Origin of the sequence: Vibrio sp. Scap24, from assembly GCF_013394185.1 — a bacterium.
GTDB lineage: Bacteria > Pseudomonadota > Gammaproteobacteria > Enterobacterales > Vibrionaceae > Vibrio > Vibrio pomeroyi.
Genome location: NZ_CP041332.1, coordinates 169,555 through 189,712, shown reverse-complemented (window position 1 = coordinate 189,712; position 20,158 = coordinate 169,555). Strand labels below are relative to the sequence as shown.

Genomic DNA, 20,158 nt, shown 5'->3' with positions numbered 1-20,158 from the left:
GGATTGCTCCGGCCAAATCCCTATTAGCCTGGAATCTTCGCAACCATTCGAACTGAAGTCGTCAGTTCTTCAAGTTGTAACCAAGGTCTTAAATGAGCGACAGCTGAGTATGCGCCTGGCTTACCAGGTTGCTCAACCACCTCGATGCGAGATTCACAAAGTGGGGTTTTTGCACGTTGCTCATTACCAATTGCACCAGCGTTGGTGTATTGGTCGATCCAAAGTTGTAGCTCGCGTTTGATGTCCGGAGCTTCAAGGTTCGAGCCTAATTTGTCTCGACCCATTACTTTCAAGTAGTGGGCGATACGGCTACTCGCCATGATGTAAGGCAGGCGGGCAGAGATTGCAGCGTTCGCCGTTGCATCTGGGTCAGTGAAGGTTTTAGGTTTCTGTGTAGTTTGACCGCCGATGAATACAGCGTAGTTAGAGCTTTTGTAGTGAACCAAAGGAAGGAAGCCAAGGTCAGAAAGCTCTTTTTCACGCTCATCTGTTAGGTTAACTTCTGTTGGACATTGCTGAAGTAGATCGCCAGCTTCAGACTTGTACGTTAGGTTTGGAAGATTCTCGACCTTACCACCGTTATCAAGACCACGGATAGAAGTACACCAGCCAGAAGCGGTATAAGCTTGAGTCATTTTAAGACCCAGATCATACGCTGCATTTGACCAAACTAACTGATCATTGCTTGTCGGCTTAGGGTTGCCATCCATATCAGTGCCTAGCTCTTCATAAGCAAAGACATCCGTGCTTAGGCCTTTGTCACCATAAGGTAGACGAGCCAGAGTACGAGGCAGAGTTAGTGTTACGTAACGTGCGTCATCACTCTCACGGAAAGAGTTCCATGCTGCGTATGCAGGAGAGTCAAAACCAGCGGCTACCGGTTTGCCTTCAGAGAAGGTTTGGAAGTCGTTAAACTCAAACATCTCAGCGTTTGCAGCGGCAATGAATGGTGCGTGACACGCTGCAGCAACTTCACCCATGTAGCGAAGTAGGGCAACATCTTCATCTTTAGCGCTAAACTCGTAGTCACCAATGAATGTACCGTAGGGTTCACCACCAGCAGTACCGAATTCGCCTTGGTAAACGGCATTGAACAGCGGGCTACGGTCAATCGCAGGCGCATCTTCAAATTGGTCTAGCAGTTCTTCTTGCGTGTAATCGACCATTTTGATCTTCAGATCTCGGCCAAGCTCGCTCTCTTTAACCAGTTTTTGCAGACCACGCCAAGAGCCTTCCAGCTTTTGTAGGTCTTTCTGTTGCATGACTTCAGATAGCTGTTGAGACAGTTTCTTATCAATCTCAGAGATTGCGTTTTCAATGGTTTTTGTAACGTTCTTATCCCACGTCACCGTGCCAGAAAGTGCTTGCTCTGTAAGTACAGAAAACAGCTCTTTCGTGGTGTCTGCGGGAGTTTGAGTGGTTGCTTCAATCGCACGGTCTAGGAAGCTCAGTGAGCCTTCCGCCGCCTCCGGTTGCGCTTGATTCTCAGTTTCAGTACTCATTACTCAGCTCCTTCTTCTTTAATACCAAGCTCATCAGAAAGAGCATTAATCGTATCTGCACTTTGTAGAACTTCTTTAAGTAGCTTCTCTAGGTCGCGAGAACGATCGGCTTTAGAAAGAAGTACCTTCAGTTGATTACGGGTTTCGACTAGCTTCTTGAGTGGTTCAACTTGCTCGATGATCGCTTCAGGTTCGAAGTCTTTCATTGAGTCAAACTTAAGGCTTGCTTCAAATTGACTGTCATCGCCTGCAAGTACGTTATCTACTTTTAGGGATAGTTCAGGGCCAACGCGCTTCATTACAGTGTCGAAGTTGTCTTTATCAACGTTATAGAAGGTACGATCTTCCACTTCTTCTTTGTCTTGCTTATGGCCTGAGTAGTCACCAATAACCCCAACAACAAAAGGGAGCTCTTTGGTTTCTACAGCGCCATTAGTCTCAACGTCATAGGTAATACTTACGCGGTTCTTACTTACGCGTTTATGTTGGGAATTTAGTGCCACGGTAACTCTCCTTGTTTAATTACTTAGCAGTTGAAGTAACTTTAGCTGTAGTAGCATCGAAGCCAACCTCAGGGCCTTTCTCGATCTTACCGCCGTCTGCTTCAATGTAGTAAGCCTTCGAAATTTCTGTGTAAGTTAGGCTGAAAGATTCGCTTGGCAGTGAACCATCCGTACCAGACATGTTGTAGCTAGACATACGAGCCATTTTTAGCGTTAGAATCAGGTATGGATCAGCACCAGAACCTTCACGGTTTGGTTTTGTCATAACGATTTCAACAGTGCGACCTTCAGGGCCCGGCGCATATAAGAATGTGGTTAGATGCGGTGTTGCACCATCACAGCCACGAGTCATGTTGACTTCACCAAGAGCAACCATGCCTTGGTCCGCATTGTTTGCATTACCTACATCGATACCAACACCACGAACAGCGCTCCAAGAAATACTATCAAGAGCAAAGAAACCATCTTTGCCTCCGATTTTTTCTACAGTTGCCGCACCTTTTGGTGTCGTACCATCAATTCTCATAAAAATAGAAGCCATTACTTTCTCCTTGCTTGACGCATTAATGTGCTTTACCACTCAAAATCTTGCAGGCTGCTCGATGATGAGTCGGAAGTAGATTCAGATGTTTGGTTTGTATCTGTCGTGCTATTTGAACTATCGGGAACTGACGTTGCTGTCGCGGGCTCTTCAATAGTCGGTTTCGCTACCGGCGTTATCTCCGGAGCGGAAGTCATTACAGGAACCGACTTTCCAGACAAGTCCATCTTGTCTAGGTTGTCCATTCCCGTCATTTGATTAATTTGAGCAATCACATTCTGTTCATTGCCAATCATTTCTTGCAGCAGCTCTGGGAAGCTCATGTAACCCCAACGAATTGAACGCTCAAGTAAGAAGGCGATAGGGCTGTGAGGTTCTGTTTCTTTAAAGTATTCGGCGATTTTTCGAATCTCTTGAAATGCATGGTCGCGATTCACAATGCCGTTAATGCTCGATACATTCTGTACAACCGTTTGAACTTGACTCGAAGTCGGCTGAATACTTGGCGCATGAGATTGCGCTGGGTTTGCTAGGGGTTCTTGCCCTAGATCTTGGTTGGTTGGCGTCGCAGGATTAGCGTTACTGGAAGCAATATTCGCTTGCTCTGATGCCGCAGGTGTTGAATCGCTTTGTACTGAGGCGTCTGCAGTGTGCTGAATAACATGGAACTCATCATCTAAAGGCCAAGGAGTGAACTTTTCACCCACTAAGAAATGTATCGCCTTGATAAGATCACGTACATTAGTTTTGATGAAATTAAAACTGATTACGGTTGCACCAACGGTTTGGCATTTTGCCGCTAAGTTTTTTTCTACGAACTCCAATTCGCTGTAAATGCTAGCCAATTGAAAAAGTGTTTCTGAAACGCTCTGGTCAAATGCACCTAAAGCTGATTCTTTTAATTCTGCGATATTGCCTTTGCGCTCTGCAGTGAGGTAGTCACCAAAAGTGACACCCGCACAAAAATCAATCATTTGAAAAGGAATGTAGACAGAGCTTGAGTCAACAGACTCACCAACCAATTGAAGTAGGGGTTTAGTTCTAAACTCAGTAATTTCCTTTGCTTTACCTGCATCGTCAGAAGCTTTGAGTTTTGCTTCTGGTGGCATTGGGTTCAACGTGTCCCAAAATTGGTCGATGAAAAGGTTTAACGCTGGGACAGCACTGGCAAGGTTATGAAATGGTTGCGAAGTAAAGAGTTGGCTAGTGATGTACCAACCCAATATCTCTAAGTCTTTAGATTGGGAAGTCAGGGTTTCTTCTGAAACTTTTCTTAGCTCAGCCCAATTGTCTGTATTGGCATCTACAATTGCGGGATCAGACGAAGCGTCAGGCGTTTCAACTAACTGTCTAAATGAAGATTGAGCACTGTTATAAACATTTCTCAAACTGCGATAGGCACTTCGATCTAACTTCAAATAAGTGCCCGACGGCGCATCATCTGAGATAGGAACAAGTAAGTGGTCGATTTCTGTCATATACATCCTGTAAAAATCTATTTGTTATCCTGATCGCACAAAGTGTCACTTTTGATACATATTCCTTATGTTTCGTAAACACTTGTTAACATTTATTAATTCTAGAGCTTTTTCTTGAAAAGTCTCATGCAAAATAGATATTTACTTAAAACTTTGAACTTCATCTAAGAAAGTGGACCGATGTCACGGTTTTTTGAAACCCTATGAAATGTAAGGTATTTAACCCCCAATCATCACGGTTGGCATACCAAGAACAATCGTGCCGCCATGACTCGTTGTATCCCCCATACGCGCGGCGGGTTTACTCATTATGAGTACGGTAGCACTGCCCTTAATGATGCTGTCTGGAGGTCCGACACATACGCACATGTCACCAAGGGTTGCTGCTGGCATATTACCAATAAGTACCGTTGGAACGCCGGGACCACTAATCGGGCCGCCAACGTGGGGGATCGGTGGGACTGCAGGTGTCTGCATTGGGCAAACGTGCATGTCAGTTAATCGTGCAGCTAACGTCATTAGTCACTCCTGTCATCTATATCTTTATGCTTTGCTGCCTTTGGCAAGCTCAAGTGCAATTCCAATGGATTTCTTATAATACTCGTTGGTTTTATCCCAGTAAGGCAGTGCCGCGGAGTGGTTAATCGCGCCTGCTACCGCCTTAGAGTATAAGAAAGGATCGGGCAGAACGTTGGGTAAATCTGGCGCTACAATGCTGCCAGAACCATTCCAGAATACGGCTTGAGCTAACCAAGACGGGCCGCAATTCAGTTTGAGCTTGTTGGAAAAGAGTTCGCTCTTTCGTCTCTGTTCCTCTGAAGGAGACTTCACCCAAGCCTTGGCCGTTGAAATACACTGCTTTTGCATTGTAGACCACACATCATTTCTTGCATCGAGCGTATGTGCGCCCCACCAAATGGCTTCGCGAACAGGTAACCCGTGAGCAAGAAACTGAACCAAGTCGAAATAGAGTTCGTCTTTCAGCAAAGCTTCTATAGAATCAGCGACGTTGAGTTCTTCATCTATCAGAGCTTGGGCTTCGTCTGAGCTTGAAAACCTGTCGAGCAGTTGCCTGCCCGTTTGATATGGAATCTTTTTATACATCTTTTCGTTCTACCTAAATTTTGTTCGTGGTGGCTCATGAGCTTGATGAGTGAATTTACTTGAACGTATTAATTCACCTTCACGATCGCGCCTTTGAGTTCGCCCATCACACCGCCATCAAACGTACCTTTTAGTCCAGATTTAAACTCGGCACTCAATGAGCCTTCCGCTGAGAGAGTAGTATCTGCTTTGATAGCGACGCTGAGCCCTTTGATACTGTTGGAACTTGTTGCTTCGAGAGCTGTTGTGACACCTGAGATTTTGTTGGCCGATGTTGCTTTGCTTGTCACGTTCATCCCTTCGAGATTGAGAGCGCTACTCGCTTTAATATCAATGTTGCTGGCTTCAATACTGATGGAAGATGAAGACATGGTGATCTTACTGGAACCTACCGTTAGCTCTATTTTGTCGTCGGCTTCTAACGAGATGGATTTGCCTTTCTCACTGATCGCTTTGTCTGAGGTAAGTGTGTAGTTATCTTCTGTGGAAACCGTTACTTGCTTAGTCGTCTTCTGAAGCAGTTCACCTTTGATCGTTTCAGTCAGGTTGTTTTCTACTTCTTTAGTGAAGTCTTTCGTCGCGTGCATATACATAAGCTCATTGTCTTTCTTATCGTCGAAATAGAGCTCATTCGCTAATCCACTTAGCTTAGTGCTGATCCCTGTTTTAGTTGAGTTGGCTTCTTTGTAAGGGGGCGCGTTTTTACTGTTATAGACACTGCCTGTGATAATCGGTTGGTCTGGGTCGCCATCAATAAAGCTAACCAGTACTTCTTGTCCCACTCTCGGAATGAATTGAGCACCATAGCCACTGCCTGCCATCATCTGAGCGACTCGCACATAGCAACTCGTCTTGTCTCCGGATGCTTCGGTATCCCAATGGAACTGAATACGAACTCGACCTTGGTCATCTTGATTGATTTCACTTGCAGTACTGCCTGCGACAATTGCGCTTTGTAGACCGTGTATTCTGGCTTTGTCTCGCGGTGTTGGATAATTAGGGATGGAGGTATCAAGAAGGGTTAGGCGAGTGTCACAATGGTTCTCAGCGCTGTATCGAATATGAAGTTCAGTGACGAGGTAGTCGCCCAGTTGAGCTTTGTCTAAATGGGAGGCTAATGAAAACCACGTGCCCAATTCGAATGAGTCGTGCTGTGCTTCTGCGTCGACGGTTTGATAGTTTTGTTCGAGTTGCTCGATACGTCGCTTAACTAGATTGCTGGCAAGATCTTCCATCCCACCTGTGATACCAAGGTTCGGGTAAAACTGTTTGGTTAACTTGGTATTGTTAGCAATCGTATGGCTGGATTTCTTCTCTTTACTGCTCACTAATTTGGTCTGTGAGTAGTCATAACTGGTTAGCTCGATACTGGCGCCATGAAACTGACCTTGGGGCATCCATTTATCGATCAATGGATTACTGCCGGAGGGGACTTCAATCATGTCGAATTTGCTGGCATCTGATTTTTGGAAAGGGCTCTGTGCATCTTGAAGCATCATCAGATGGTCTGAATCGCTGTGTTGGAAAAAGTAATGCACGCCTTCTTCAGCAAGCAAGCGTGTTACAAAGTCAAAGTCGCTTTCATTGTATTGAACGCAATATTCGCGTTTCGATGAAGGCATGGTTCCTGCTTTATATGAACCACTGAAACCAGCTTGAGTTAGTACGTCTGAAACAATGTCTTTGGTCGACTGGCTTTGATAAACACGAAACGAGTGTGTGTGTTTCAATAACCAAAACCAGGGTCTTAGAGTGACGCGGTAACTAGAGTATTGCAGATTGCTGTCCATACCCAGTAATTGAACTTGTGTGACTATACCGTTGAATACTCGTGTCGCGGTCAAATTGTCGGTGTCGTTAACAAAGCGGGTAATAGAGAGTTTTTGACCTAGTTGGTCGTCAATAACAAAGTTCTTAGAGATAAGAGTGAGTTCGATTTTAAAAGGCTTCGATAAGTACTCAGAAATAGCAAAATCGCTGACTGCATGCTCGTTGCTTTTAGAATCTTTTGCCACAATCGTGCTGGCAGAAGGGGAGAAATTATCCGTCATAGGCTCGCCTGATAATGCTCGAAGATGTTCAGACATACGATTATGTCGATACTAATGAACTGACTTGATGTTAAAATTTTATATCTAAATTTATAGCATAAAGTAAATAATATAATAAGCCTCATAACAAAGGCGTGAGGTGTTTCCATTTTATGAAAACAAATACCATTAATTTAATTAAGGAAATTAGCGGTCAATTTATATTGTTAAATATCATTAAAATATAAGGTTATTGCCTGTCTCTTATACACATCTCCGAGCCCACGAGACTACGCTGCATCTATATAAGGTTATTGCGACGTAGAAGGGAGATATAGGGATAACTTAAATAATATATAGAATAATGTGTTGCTAGAGACAGTATGCCGTAGTAATAATAGAAATATTGCTAGCATGTTACATTTCTTCGCTAGTGGTTATTCAAGGACAGAATAATGAAAAACACAAAAATCTCATTACGGGTGACCGTTGGAGGGATGTTTTTGCTTGCGACGGTACTGACGGCGATCGTTGCGGTTTCACTTCAATACTATTTCAGCAAAAAAATGGCGACTGAGCACACCTTGTCGAAACTGACGATGGTATCTCAAGATCTCAGTGACTATATCGGTAACATCGATTCTGATGCGATAAACACTGCACGATTGCTCTCCTCTGTGCATCGTTCTATCAGCCATCAAATCTCTCGTGAAGAGTCGCGTGGGATCCTTTCTGAAGCAATAAAAGACAACCCTCTGTTTTACAGTATCTACATTGGCTCATCTAACGAACGCTTCTTCCAAATTATCAATCTAGAATCTTCTCCTTTCGTTCGCGATAAAATCGGTGCTGATAGTACAGACCGGTGGGTTGTAATAGAGATAAGTGATAGAGAAGCGGGCCGTATCCGAACGACCAAATACTATGACCTTGAATTTAATCTTCGAGATTCAAAAACAGAACCGAGTAATTACTTTCCCACGACAAGGCCTTGGTACGTAACAGCGAATACAGAGACTGTTGAAAAGACGCAGCCTTATCTTTTTCAACATCTCCAAATTACCGGGCAAACCTATTCTTTAGCCTTTGAATCAAAGGCTATAAGCGACACACAACACGTGATAGGCATTGATATCGTCCTCTCTTCGTTAGCGAGCAAGTTATCTGCCAGTGCATTGGACTTGGATGAAGAAAGCCAGGTCGAGTCTTTCTTGTATTCCAAATCAGGAAACATTATTGCTTCAAACCGCGACGTCGATACGACACATGAATTTCCACAATCCGATCAAATCAATTGGTCGCCTAAGCAGCAAGCCATAATCGAAGCTACGCCGCCTTTGTTGTTTTCGAATCAAACGGATTGGGGGCCAATGGATTTCTCTGTTTCGGGACAACCTAATGGCTACGCGATTGATCTTCTAAAGATGGTCGGGGAGACAAGTGGAATACAGTTTGAATTTGTAAACGGATTTTCTTGGAAAGAACTGACAGACAAGTTTCATGAAGGAAGCATCGATGGTCTTCATTCCATCCAGAACTATGAGAGTAATGGTGTAAAAGGATTATATACCGATGCGATTTACGATTTACCGTTTTCGGTGGTGACTCGCAGTGATGTTCAAACCGTATCAAGCTATGGCGAGCTGAGTGGTAAAAAGGTCGCGATTCTATCTGGATGGTCTATTACACCTCAGTTAATACAGGATTTTCCAAGCATTGATCTTGTTGAAGTTCCTAATATTGAGGCTGCACTTGATGCCGTAGACAATGGTGAATACTTTGCGGTACTGGATGCCAAGTCAGTGCTCGCTTTTTCTCTGGATAAGTTCTTCCATGCCAACTTGAAGGTGAATGACGCGTTATCTGACCTAAAAGCAAACTATCCAAATCAGTTCCATATTGTGTTGCAGAATAAGCATCAGCAGCTTTTGCCGATCATCAACCAGGCGATTGGCGCACTGACTGTTGCACAGAAAGAAGCGCTAGCGCAAAAGTGGTTTAATCATCAGGCATTAAATACTGGAACCACCATTCCTTACACTGAACTCTACGAGAAAACCGCGACAGCGACGACTGAAGGCGAAATGGTCGAGATGGTGCTCAATGGAGAGACTAAACACCTTTATCTGAAAAAGATTGAGACGGGTGAGCATTATTCAGAATACTTTGCTGTGGCGATACCTGAGGCGGAAATTTACAGCGCGGTAAACAAGCGTGTGGCGACTTCGATTGGCGTGACTGTGCTGCTTATGAGCCTCACATTGCCCGTGGCTTGGATCTTTGGTGCGCCGATTGTTCGGCCGATACGTCAACTCAAAGCTGAAACAAATAAGATAAAACAACGTGATTACGACAGTGTGAATGTGCTTGATACTCGTATTAAAGAAGTATGGGAGTTGTCTGTCGCCGTTAAAGATATGTCTGCTGAGATTAAGCAACATGAGCAAACTCAAGAGGCGTTTGTTGAGTCGTTTATTAAGCTTATTGCTCAAGCGATCGATGATAAGTCTGCCTATACAGCAGGGCACTGTAATCGTGTTCCGGAACTTGGCTTGATGCTGGCAGAGGCGGCGGAAAAATCACAATCTGACCATTTCAAAGACTTTAAATTTGAGAACGACGATGAGCGTCGTGAATTTAGAATTGCAGCTTGGCTTCATGATTGTGGCAAGATCACCACGCCTGAGCACATCGTTGATAAAGGTTCGAAGCTAGAAGCCAACTACAACCGAATTCACGAAGTCAGAACACGATTTGAGGTGCTTTGGCGTGATGCAGAGATCGCCGCTTTGAGAAAACAACTGGAAGGCACATTACCAGCGCAACAAATCGTCGATGAACTAGCAGCGACCAAGCAGCAGCTACAAGATGACTTTGCGTTCATCGCTAATTCAAACGTTGGTGGTGAGTTCATGAGCGGTGAAAAAGTCGCACGTATTCGTTCTATCGCTGAAACGACCTGGACGCGAAATTTTGATGATCAACTTGGCCTATCACCAATTGAAGCGTTGAATAGGACGCCAAGTTCTACCTTACCTGCGACAGAACCACTTTTGAGTGATAAGCCAGAGCACATAGTGAAAAGAGACCGACCGTTAGAGTTTGACCCAAAACACAAGATCAAAATGGACGTTCCTGAGCACTTATATAACTTAGGTGAGGTTTATAACTTGAGTATCGCTCGCGGCACCTTGACCGAAGAAGATCGATTCAAGATAAATGAGCATATGCTTGGCACCATTAAGATGCTGGAGAACTTACCATTCCCTAAAGAGTTAAGTCGTGTACCTCGTTATGCCTCGACCCACCATGAAACGCTCAAAGGTACCGGTTATCCAAGGAAGCTGACTGCTGAAGAACTTTCTATTCCAGAGCGTATTCTGGTGATATCCGATATTTTTGAGGCGTTAACCGCTGCCGATAGACCGTACAAGAAAGCGAAGCCAATCAGTGTGGCTATCGACATCATGCACAAGATGGCGTTGGACGAACATATCGATATCGAGCTGTTCAGGCTGTTCTTAACCAGCGGGACGCATGTTCGTTATGCAGAAGAGTATTTGAAACCAGAACAAATCGACTTTGTAGATATCAATAAATACCTCGAAGTCACTCGCCAGATTGCTTAACCAACGGATGTTTCGTTAAAGCGAGCACGGTCCCGTTTTCAAATCGGATGAATCAAAGGCGCACATGAGTGCGCCTTTTTTGTGTCCGTTTATCGTTGAACTCACTGACAGATATAGGTAAAGCGGTGTTTGGTGACTTAACTTGGTTAGTTGTCGACACATTATTTTGACCAGCTTTAAGGTAAGTAAAGGTTTAGTGGGGTGTTGGTTTATTGAAGTGGTTAAATAACAATGACTTACTTTGATTTTATGCTTGATTTTGCCATATTCAAACTGGCTAAGGAAAATACTACCTTAGTCTAAATTGTCGACAATTGACTTGATTGTCGACAATTTAATCGTGTATTTTGTATTCATGTTATGGAATTGTTGACAATTAACGTTCAGCAATCAGAAGTGAGCAGCGTGAATATGAATACTGCGATAAAAGATCTCACCTTAAGTACAAATACGAAAACTCGTGTGAGCGATAAAGAAAACACCAAGTCAGAAAACTTAACGGAATACCTCGTTGAGGCGATTGTTAATGGTGAATTACCTCCGGGCAGTAAGATCTCGGAGCCTGAGTTGGCTAAGCGCTTTGAGGTCAGTCGTGGTCCTTTGCGTGAAGCGATAATGCGGGTTGAAGGGCTAGGGCTTATTGAGCGCATTCCTCATGTCGGAGCGCGAGTGATTACCTTTTCTGCTGACAAGCTACTTGAGCTTTACGCGGTGCGAGAAGCATTAGAAGGTATGGCTGCGCGACTCGCAGCAAGACACATCACACAAGAAGAGCTTATCGGGCTAGAAGCACTATTGTCGACACACTCTCAGCATATCGACGAAGTAGAGGGTTCTTCCTATTTCCACCAACACGGCGATTTTGATTTCCATTATCGAATCATTAAAGCCAGCCGCAATAGCAAGCTCATTTCTCTACTGTGTGATGAGCTTTATCACTTATTACGCATGTATCGCTACCAATCGCCTAGAGCCCAGTCTCGACCAAAAGAGGCGCTTGATGAACATAAATATATCTTACAAGCAATCCGAAACCGTGATGAAGAGCTAGCAGAGATGCTGATGCGACGACATATCTCCGGTAGTCGACTGCTTATCGAACAACAAATTCAATCCAAAGATATGGATTAATAGGTTTATAAATAAACAATTAACAGGGAGCGTCATTATGAAGTTATCAGCGGGAGCAAAGTTCCGACAAGCTGTGCAAGACAACGATCCACTGCAGATCGTCGGTACGGTGAATCCGTACTGCGCGATGATGGCAAAGAACTTGGGTCACCAAGCTATCTACTTGTCTGGTGGAGGTATCGCCAATGCGTCTTATGGTTTACCTGATTTAGGTATCACCACATTGAACGATGTGTTGGTGGATGTGGAGCGTATTACCAACGCGTGTGATTTACCTTTGTTGGTGGATATCGATACGGGATTTGGTGGTGCTTTCAATATTGCACGAACCATTCGAGCGATGGAAAAAGCGGGCGCTGCTGCAATTCATATGGAAGATCAAGTTGCACAGAAACGCTGTGGTCATCGACCAAACAAAGCGATTGTTAGTCAACAGGAAATGGTCGATCGAGTAAAAGCGGCAACCGATGCAAGAATCGATGAGAGCTTTGTGATTATGGCTCGTACCGATGCTCTGGCCGTAGAAGGCATAGATAGTGCGATTGAACGCGCGATTGCGTGTGTTGAAGCGGGTGCGGACATGATTTTCCCAGAGGCGATGAATCAACTCGACCAATACGTGAAGTTCTCGGCGGCGTTGAAATCAGCAACAGGTAAGCATGTGCCTATCTTGGCTAACATCACCGAGTTTGGACAAACACCACTCTACAACTGCAAAGAGCTGGCGCAATCTCATGTCGACATGGTGCTTTATCCACTTAGTGCATTCCGCGCAATGAACAAAGCGGCAGAGAACGTTTATAAGCACTTGCTAGTTGAAGGTAATCAGGAAGCACTGTTGGATTCAATGCAAACTCGTAAAGAGCTCTATGAACACCTGAATTACCACGACTACGAGAACAAGCTGGATCAGTTGTTTTCGAGTGAAGAATAGAACCAGTTTCAAATATTAAAACATCAACTTAATCCAATAACGTGAATGGTTAGTCAGCCACATCGGGGCCGTGAAATCGAGTTAGATATTCGTGGTCATCGAATACAAACAGTCAGCACCAAAGAGTGCAGGGCGACTAACCCAGAGAAGGAGTTCATCATGTCTGTATCTTTGAGTGATAAAGCAACTGTCGATAATGCTTCAACAGTAAGCCAACAAGAAAGTGTCAAACCGACTAGCGCACCAGCGATTGGCGGTGCTGGTTTGCGTGGCCAGAGTGCTGGAACCACGGCGCTGTGTACGGTAGGAAAATCAGGAACAGGTTTAACTTACCGTGGCTATGATATTACCGACCTTGCGAATCATGCTCAGTTCGAAGAAGTGGCGCACCTGCTACTAAGAGGCCATTTACCCAGTGAAAAAGAGCTAGACGATTACAAAACCTTGCTGGTTGGTTTACGTGGCTTGCCTCAACCGTTGAAAGCCGCTTTAGAGCTTATCCCTGCTGACGCTCACCCTATGGATGTGATGAGAACAGGCTGCTCAATGTTGGGCAACTTAGAGCAAGAATCAGACTTCTCTGAGCAACTATCAGCAACAGAACGTATGCTTGCGCTTTTCCCTGCCATTATCTGCTATTGGTATCGCTTCAGTCACGATGGTGTGCGAATTGATACACAAGATGAAAGCGAAGCATGTCTGGGTGGTTACTTCTTGAAGATGCTAACGGATAAAGCGCCAAGTGAACTGCATAAGAAGGTGATGCACTGTTCGCTAACGCTTTACGCAGAGCATGAGTTTAATGCCTCTACCTTTGCGGCTCGTGTTTGTGCATCAACGCTGTCGGATATTCATTCGTGTGTGACAGCAGCAATTGGCACACTAAGAGGCCCTCTACATGGCGGCGCGAATGAAGCGGCAATGGAAATGATCCAAGACTGGAAAACCGCCGATGAAGCTGAAGCGAACATCATGAAGATGCTTGCTAATAAAGACAAAATCATGGGCTTCGGTCACGCCATTTATCGTGAGAGCGACCCACGCAACGCGCTGATTAAACGTTGGTCAAAAGAGCTATCACAAGAAGTTGGCGATGAGCAGCTTTACGCGGTATCTGAACGTGTTGAAGCGGTCATGAAGCGTGAGAAAGGCTTGTTCTGTAATGCGGATTTCTTCCATGCCTCTGCCTATCACTTCATGGACATCCCAACCAAACTGTTCACGCCTATCTTTGTGATGAGCCGTCTTACAGGCTGGACAGCGCATGTGTTCGAGCAAAGAGAAAACAATCGCATCATTCGTCCAAGTGCAGACTACACCGGACCAGAGTATCAAGACTGGCTACCTATTCATTTACGTTAATCCTTCTGTCTCAAGGCGACTCATATATCGAGTTGTCCTTGAGAGCCAATGAATAGAATTTTAGATAATGGTGGATGTATGTCTGATGTGAAAATTGAGAAAACCCCGAACCTTGATAAAAATATAGGCATTGAGAATAGCCAATACAGAAAGGCTTTACCGGGAACTGGCTTGGAGTATTTCGATGCCCGTGAAGCGGTAGATGCGATATCTCCGGGCAGCTATAAAACCTTGCCCTATACGTCGAGAGTATTGGCGGAACAATTGGTAAGACGCTGTGACCCAGCGGCTCTTGAAAATAGTTTGAAACAGATCATTGAGCGTAAGAGCGACTTAGATTTTCCTTGGTATCCAGCACGTGTCGTGTGTCATGACATTCTAGGTCAAACTGCTTTAGTTGATTTAGCGGGCTTACGAGACGCGATTGCTGACCAAGGTGGCGACCCTGCCAAAGTAAACCCAGTAGTCGAAACTCAACTGATTGTTGATCACTCTTTAGCTGTGGAACATGCCGGGTTTGATAGCGAAGCGTTTGATAAAAACCGCGCAATTGAAGAGCGTCGAAACGAAGACCGTTTTCACTTTATTGAATGGTGTAAAACGGCGTTTAAAAACGTTAGTGTGATTCCTGCGGGTAACGGAATTATGCACCAGATTAACTTGGAGAAAATGTCTCCAGTTATTCAATCTAAACAAGGCATCGCGTTCCCAGATACCTGTGTTGGTACCGACAGTCACACTCCTCACGTTGATGCGCTGGGTGTTATTGCTATTGGTGTCGGTGGCTTGGAGGCGGAGACGGTAATGCTAGGTCGCCCGTCGATGATGCGCTTGCCAGATATAGTGGGCGTTAAACTAACGGGTCAACGACAGGAAGGGATAACCGCAACGGATATCGTGCTTGCGATTACTGAGTTTCTTCGCAGTGAAAGGGTGGTTTCAAGCTATTTGGAGTTCTTTGGCGAAGGGGCTCGTGCACTGACTATTGGTGACCGTGCGACTATCTCAAACATGACGCCTGAATACGGTGCCACGGCAGGCATGTTCTACATTGATGAGCAGACCATTCAATACCTTAAATTGACAGGTCGTGATCCGGAGCAGGTTGAGTTAGTCGAACTTTACGCTAAGCAAACAGGACTATGGGCGGATGATCTCGATTCGGCTCAATATGAGCGTGTACTCGAGTTTGATTTGTCGAAAGTTGAGCGAAATCTCGCAGGACCTTCGAACCCTCATCGCCGCTTACCAACCAGCGAACTTGCCGAGCAAGGCATCAGCCAATCTTCTTGGAAAGCGCAACACGCGGAACAATATAGTGAAGAGCAAATGCCAGATGGCGCGGTAATTATCGCCGCGATTACCTCTTGCACCAATACCAGTAACCCAAGAAACGTAGTTGCAGCCGGACTAGTGGCGAAAAAAGCCAATCAACTTGGTTTGGTTCGTAAGCCATGGGTGAAAACGTCATTTGCTCCGGGGTCTAAGGTTGCCAAGCTCTATCTAGAGTCTGCGGGTTTGCTTCCAGAACTTGAACAGTTGGGTTTCGGCATTGTCGGCTATGCATGCACGACTTGTAACGGTATGAGCGGGGCATTGGATCCTCAAATTCAACAAGAGATCATTGACCGCGACCTCTATTCCACTGCGGTTTTATCAGGTAATCGAAACTTTGATGGTCGAATCCATCCCTATGCCAAGCAAGCCTTTCTAGCGTCACCGCCATTAGTAGTTGCTTATGCCTTGGCTGGCACGATTCGTTTTGATATCGAGAAAGACAGCCTAGGCAAGGACAACAACGGTAAACCGATTTATTTAAGTGATTTGTGGCCAAGTGATGCAGAGATCGATGCGGTTGTTGGCGAGCATGTTAAACCACAACAGTTCCAACAAATTTACGTGAAAATGTTCCAGCCAGATGATGAGCAGCTAAGCAGCGAGCCGCTTTACGATTGGCGACCTAAGAGTACCTATATTCGTAGGCCTCCTTATTGGGAAGGTGCACTCGCAGGTGAACGAAGCCTTTCTGGTATGAGGCCTCTAGCAATCTTAGGTGACAACATCACCACCGATCACTTATCGCCATCAAATGCGATTCTAGCCTCAAGTGCGGCAGGTGAATATCTTGCCAAAATGGAAGTACCAGAGGAGGACTTTAACTCGTACGCGACTCATAGAGGTGATCATTTAACGGCACAAAGAGCGACCTTTGCTAATCCGAAACTGTTCAATGAAATGGTCAAAGAGTCTGGGGCCGTGGTCCAAGGTTCATTGGCACGAGTTGAGCCTGAGGGACAAGTTACCCGAATGTGGGAAGCTATAGAAACCTACATGAACCGTAAACAGCCTTTGATTGTTGTTGCAGGTGCAGACTATGGGCAAGGTTCATCACGTGACTGGGCGGCTAAAGGGGTTCGCTTAGCGGGTGTTGAAGTGATTGTTGCTGAAGGCTTTGAGCGAATCCACAGAACTAATTTAGTGGGTATGGGCGTCTTGCCTTTGCAATTTAAAGCAGGGACGGATCGCAACACCTTACAACTCGATGGTACTGAACTTTACGATGTGTATGGCGACATCCAAGCAGGTTCAGATCTGGCGTTGGTCATCACTCGTAAAGATGGTCAAAAGCTTGATGTCCTAGTGACCTGCCGGCTAGACACGGCAGACGAAGTGAGTGTGTATAGCGCTGGTGGCGTATTACAACGCTTTGCCAAAGATTTTCTCGCGCATTAGGAGCCAGCGATGAACGTTAAACAGATAAAAGTCCCGGCAACTTATATGCGTGGAGGCACCAGCAAAGGTGTGTTCTTCTGCTTGAATGACTTACCAGAAGCGGTGCAAGTTGCGGGGCCTGCGAGAGACGAGTTTCTTCTGCGTGTGATTGGCAGCCCAGATCCTTATGGTAAGCAAACCGATGGTATGGGCGGCGCAACATCCAGTACCAGTAAAACCGTCATCGTGTCGAAGAGTGGTAAAGTTGATCACGATGTTGATTATCTCTTTGGACAGGTAGCTATTGATAAGCCATTTGTCGATTGGAGCGGTAACTGCGGCAACTTGTCTGCGGCAATTGGTCCGTTCGCTATTCACAGTGGTTTGGTCGATTCAAGTCGTATTCCGGAAAACGGAGTGGTCGAAGTGCGAGTATGGCAAGTGAACATAGAGAAAACCATTATTGTTCATGTGCCTATCGTGGATGGTGAAGTCCAAGAGTTGGGCGATTTCGAACTCGATGGCGTCACTTTCCCTGCAGCTGAAATCCAAGTTGATTTTCTGGACCCTGCAGACGTGAGTGGGTCGATGTTTCCAACGGGAAATGTGGTCGATTTTTTAGATGTTCTGGAGCTAGGTTGCATCAAAGCGACTTACATCAATGCTGGAATACCGACTATTTTTGTTGATGCTGAATCGGTCGGCTATCTAGGCACAGAGCTTCAATCAGATATTAATAGCGATCCAAACGCCTTGGCATTGTTTGAGTCTATCCGAGCGCATGGCGCAGTTGCGATGGGGCTTATTGATTCGCTAGAACAAGCGGAATCACGCCAGCACACCCCAAAGGTCGCCTTTGTTGCCAAGCCTCAAGCGTATCAAGCTTCAAGTGGCAAGTCAGTTGCTACGGATGATACTGACTTGTTGGTCCGTGCTTTGTCTATGGGACAACTGCATCACGCCATGATGGGCACAGCTGCGGTTGCGATTGCTTCAGCAGCGAGTGTTCCGGGCACGCTAGTGAATTTAGCGGCGGGGGGAGGCTCTCGTGACTTTGTGACCTTTGGGCACCCATCAGGAACGCTAAAGGTCGGAGCTAAAGCGCTAGAGACAGAAAGTGGATGGAAAATCGAGAGGGCGATCATGAGTCGTAGTGCCCGAGTGATCATGGAAGGTGCCGTTCGTGTGCCTTTTCCCAAGTAAAGCGATTGTCGTGAACGGTTAAAGGTTCCGAAAACAACGCTGAGAAAAGAGTGCAACCAAGCGCTACTGCTAAAGGCTAGCCGCTTGGAAAATGGATAAATCATGGAGGAGGCACTATGTCTGCTACAAATCGAATGACTAGAAAAACGGATTACATCACCGAGTATCAATGGGCGAGGGAAGACCCAAATTCGTTCTGGGAAACACAATCACAAGCCATTGATTGGTTTGAGTCTCCAAAAACGATATTACAAACGGACGATAACGGTATTGAACGCTGGTTTCCTGATGGGGTAATGAACACTTGCTGGTTGGCGTTGGATTATCATTGTGAAAATGGCCGCGGTGATAAGGTCGCACTGATTTACGATTCGCCAGTCACGGGTATCAAGTCGTCTTACACCTACAATGAGCTTCGCGAGCAAGTGGAGAAGACCGCTGGTATGTTGGCAGAACAGGGCGTCACCAAAGGCGATCGTGTAGTCATCTACATGCCCATGATTCCTGAAGCAGCTATGGCAATGTTAGCCTGTGCTCGGTTAGGAGCAGTGCACTCTGTGGTGTTCGGTGGATTTGCTCCGCATGAGCTTGCGGTTCGAATTGAAGATGCTGAACCTAAAGTATTGATCACCGCCTCATGTGGCATCGAAATCAACAAGGTTCTGCCGTATAAACCAATGGTTGACCGTGCGATCATGGATAGCCGCTGGAAGCCAGAGAAAGTTGTCGTCTTCCAGAGAGAGCAATGCCTTGCAGAGTTAAACAACGAGCGTGATTTGCATTGGCAACAAGCTGTTGCTGGCGCTGAGCCTCATGAGTGTGTACCTGTTTTGGCAACAGATCCGTTATATATTTTGTATACCTCTGGTACGACAGGCAAACCCAAAGGCGTTGTCCGTGATAATGGTGGTCATGCGGTCGCGATGAAATACTCGATGAGTACCATCTACGATATGCCACAAGACGGTGTATTTTGGGCGGCTTCCGATGTGGGCTGGGTCGTTGGGCATTCCTACATAGTCTATGCACCACTGATTCATGGCTGCACGACGATTCTGTTTGAAGGTAAGCCAGTGCGAACGCCTGACCCCGGTGCATTCTGGCGGGTGTGTGAAGAATATAAAGTCGATGTTCTATTCTCGGCGCCAACGGCATTCAGAGCGATAAAGAAGGAAGACCCAGAAGGTGAGTTACTGACCAAATATGATATATCATCCCTCAAGTCGATCTTCATGGCTGGTGAGCGTTTAGACCCGCCAACATTGGATTGGGTTGAGTCGCATACGAGCAAACCAGTAATTGACCATTGGTGGCAGACCGAGACGGGTTGGGCTATCTCAGCAAATCCAACGGGGCTTGAGTCTTTACCGGTGAAGGCGGGTTCTTCAACTAAACCTGTGCCGGGTTATCAAGTGGAGATCCTCAATGAATTGGGTGAGCCTGCACACGCTAATCAACAAGGTTTTGTCGCACTTAAACGACCGCTTCCGCCCGGATGTTTACCGACGGTATGGCGCAACCATGATAGGTTTGAATCGGGTTATTTGAGTCAATTCCCAGGTTATTACGTCTCGGGCGATGGTGGTTATCTCGATGAAGACGGCTACTTGTTTATCATGGGACGAATTGATGATGTGATAAATGTCGCGGGGCATCGTTTGTCTACTGGTGAAATGGAAGAAATCGTTGGTGGTCATCCTGCGATCGCTGAATGTGCCGTGGTCGGTATTAACGATGATCTAAAAGGTCAGCTTCCTCTCGGGTTAGTGGTTCTGAAAGATGGCGTGAAAGTGGATGGCGAAGACCTTCAAGCTGAGCTTGTTGGTAAGGTTCGAAATGAGATTGGCGCTGTCGCATGTTTCAAACAAGCCTTAGTCGTCGAAAGGCTACCAAAAACGCGTTCTGGCAAGATCTTACGAAGAACTATCCGACAAATAGCAGAAGGTGAACAATACGTGGTGCCTTCAACCATTGATGACCCAACAAGCCTAACGGAAATTGCCGAAAAGCTCGGTAAATAAAGGTCTAG

The 20,158-nt window shown here is 45.7% G+C and carries 14 protein-coding genes; 7 read left to right on the top strand and 7 right to left on the bottom strand.

Annotated elements, in window-relative coordinates:
- Positions 1-23 precede the first annotated feature (23 nt).
- The 7 genes from tssC to FLM53_RS00730 form a co-directional block, all read right to left on the bottom strand.
- Positions 24-1,502, bottom strand: coding sequence for a type VI secretion system contractile sheath large subunit (tssC, locus tag FLM53_RS00760; RefSeq protein ID WP_017110738.1), 1,479 nt, complete (start codon positions 1,500-1,502; stop codon positions 24-26).
- A complete protein-coding gene (tssB, locus tag FLM53_RS00755) occupies positions 1,502-2,005 on the bottom strand; it encodes a type VI secretion system contractile sheath small subunit (RefSeq protein WP_009846607.1) in 504 nt (167 codons plus the stop codon). The genes tssC and tssB overlap by 1 nt, the downstream gene beginning before the upstream one ends.
- Before the next feature lie 19 nt (positions 2,006-2,024).
- Entirely contained in the window at positions 2,025-2,546 is a 522-nt protein-coding gene (locus FLM53_RS00750; RefSeq protein WP_086713379.1) for a type VI secretion system tube protein Hcp, read from the bottom strand.
- A gap of 32 nt (positions 2,547-2,578) precedes the next feature.
- Positions 2,579-4,024 (bottom strand): ImpA family type VI secretion system protein, encoded by a 1,446-nt coding sequence (locus FLM53_RS00745; protein WP_176681109.1) that lies wholly within the window; start codon positions 4,022-4,024, stop codon positions 2,579-2,581.
- Positions 4,025-4,243: 219 nt separating this feature from the next.
- The gene (locus FLM53_RS00740; protein ID WP_017110734.1) at positions 4,244-4,543 is read right to left on the bottom strand and encodes a PAAR domain-containing protein; all 300 of its coding nucleotides are present in this window, start codon (positions 4,541-4,543) and stop codon (positions 4,244-4,246) included.
- Between the two features lie 24 nt (positions 4,544-4,567).
- The gene (locus FLM53_RS00735) at positions 4,568-5,128 is read right to left on the bottom strand and encodes a hypothetical protein (protein ID WP_176681110.1); all 561 of its coding nucleotides are present in this window, start codon (positions 5,126-5,128) and stop codon (positions 4,568-4,570) included.
- Positions 5,129-5,196: 68 nt separating this feature from the next.
- A complete protein-coding gene (locus tag FLM53_RS00730; protein ID WP_176681948.1) occupies positions 5,197-7,179 on the bottom strand; it encodes a type VI secretion system Vgr family protein in 1,983 nt (660 codons plus the stop codon).
- A gap of 434 nt (positions 7,180-7,613) precedes the next feature.
- Here FLM53_RS00730 and FLM53_RS00725 point away from each other — a divergent pair, with 434 nt between their 5' ends.
- The 7 genes from FLM53_RS00725 (at position 7,614) to FLM53_RS00695 (ending at position 20,150) form a co-directional block, all read left to right on the top strand.
- Positions 7,614-10,787, top strand: coding sequence for an HD domain-containing phosphohydrolase (locus tag FLM53_RS00725; protein WP_176681111.1), 3,174 nt, complete (start codon positions 7,614-7,616; stop codon positions 10,785-10,787).
- 411 nt (positions 10,788-11,198) lie between these two features.
- Positions 11,199-11,918 carry a GntR family transcriptional regulator gene (locus FLM53_RS00720; RefSeq protein WP_176681949.1) on the top strand — a complete coding sequence of 240 codons (720 nt, stop codon included), beginning with the start codon at positions 11,199-11,201 and terminating at the stop codon, positions 11,916-11,918.
- A gap of 37 nt (positions 11,919-11,955) precedes the next feature.
- Positions 11,956-12,852, top strand: coding sequence for a methylisocitrate lyase (gene prpB, locus FLM53_RS00715; RefSeq protein ID WP_176681112.1), 897 nt, complete (start codon positions 11,956-11,958; stop codon positions 12,850-12,852).
- 159 nt (positions 12,853-13,011) lie between these two features.
- Positions 13,012-14,214 (top strand): 2-methylcitrate synthase, encoded by a 1,203-nt coding sequence (prpC, locus tag FLM53_RS00710; protein ID WP_176681113.1) that lies wholly within the window; start codon positions 13,012-13,014, stop codon positions 14,212-14,214.
- A 78-nt stretch (positions 14,215-14,292) separates the two neighbouring features.
- Positions 14,293-16,947 (top strand): Fe/S-dependent 2-methylisocitrate dehydratase AcnD, encoded by a 2,655-nt coding sequence (gene acnD / locus FLM53_RS00705; protein ID WP_176681114.1) that lies wholly within the window; start codon positions 14,293-14,295, stop codon positions 16,945-16,947.
- A gap of 9 nt (positions 16,948-16,956) precedes the next feature.
- Positions 16,957-18,129 (top strand): 2-methylaconitate cis-trans isomerase PrpF, encoded by a 1,173-nt coding sequence (prpF, locus tag FLM53_RS00700; RefSeq protein ID WP_176681115.1) that lies wholly within the window; start codon positions 16,957-16,959, stop codon positions 18,127-18,129.
- A 116-nt stretch (positions 18,130-18,245) separates the two neighbouring features.
- The gene (locus FLM53_RS00695) at positions 18,246-20,150 is read left to right on the top strand and encodes a propionyl-CoA synthetase (RefSeq protein ID WP_176681116.1); all 1,905 of its coding nucleotides are present in this window, start codon (positions 18,246-18,248) and stop codon (positions 20,148-20,150) included.
- The last annotated feature ends 8 nt before the right edge of the window (positions 20,151-20,158 follow it).

Bases quoted from the DNA above. Each gene is read 5' to 3' on its own strand.
- tssC (WP_017110738.1), bottom strand. From the start codon at position 1,502: ATGAGTACTGAAACTGAGAATCAAGCGCAACCGGAGGCGGCGGAAGGC.
- FLM53_RS00750 (WP_086713379.1), bottom strand. From the start codon at position 2,546: ATGGCTTCTATTTTTATGAGAATTGATGGTACGACACCAAAAGGTGCG.
- FLM53_RS00745 (WP_176681109.1), bottom strand. From the start codon at position 4,024: ATGACAGAAATCGACCACTTACTTGTTCCTATCTCAGATGATGCGCCG.
- FLM53_RS00740 (WP_017110734.1), bottom strand. From the start codon at position 4,543: ATGACGTTAGCTGCACGATTAACTGACATGCACGTTTGCCCAATGCAG.
- FLM53_RS00735 (WP_176681110.1), bottom strand. From the start codon at position 5,128: ATGTATAAAAAGATTCCATATCAAACGGGCAGGCAACTGCTCGACAGG.
- FLM53_RS00730 (WP_176681948.1), bottom strand. From the start codon at position 7,179: ATGACGGATAATTTCTCCCCTTCTGCCAGCACGATTGTGGCAAAAGAT.
- FLM53_RS00725 (WP_176681111.1), top strand. From the start codon at position 7,614: ATGAAAAACACAAAAATCTCATTACGGGTGACCGTTGGAGGGATGTTT.
- FLM53_RS00720 (WP_176681949.1), top strand. From the start codon at position 11,199: ATGAATACTGCGATAAAAGATCTCACCTTAAGTACAAATACGAAAACT.
- prpB (WP_176681112.1), top strand. From the start codon at position 11,956: ATGAAGTTATCAGCGGGAGCAAAGTTCCGACAAGCTGTGCAAGACAAC.
- prpC (WP_176681113.1), top strand. From the start codon at position 13,012: ATGTCTGTATCTTTGAGTGATAAAGCAACTGTCGATAATGCTTCAACA.
- acnD (WP_176681114.1), top strand. From the start codon at position 14,293: ATGTCTGATGTGAAAATTGAGAAAACCCCGAACCTTGATAAAAATATA.
- prpF (WP_176681115.1), top strand. From the start codon at position 16,957: ATGAACGTTAAACAGATAAAAGTCCCGGCAACTTATATGCGTGGAGGC.
- FLM53_RS00695 (WP_176681116.1), top strand. From the start codon at position 18,246: ATGTCTGCTACAAATCGAATGACTAGAAAAACGGATTACATCACCGAG.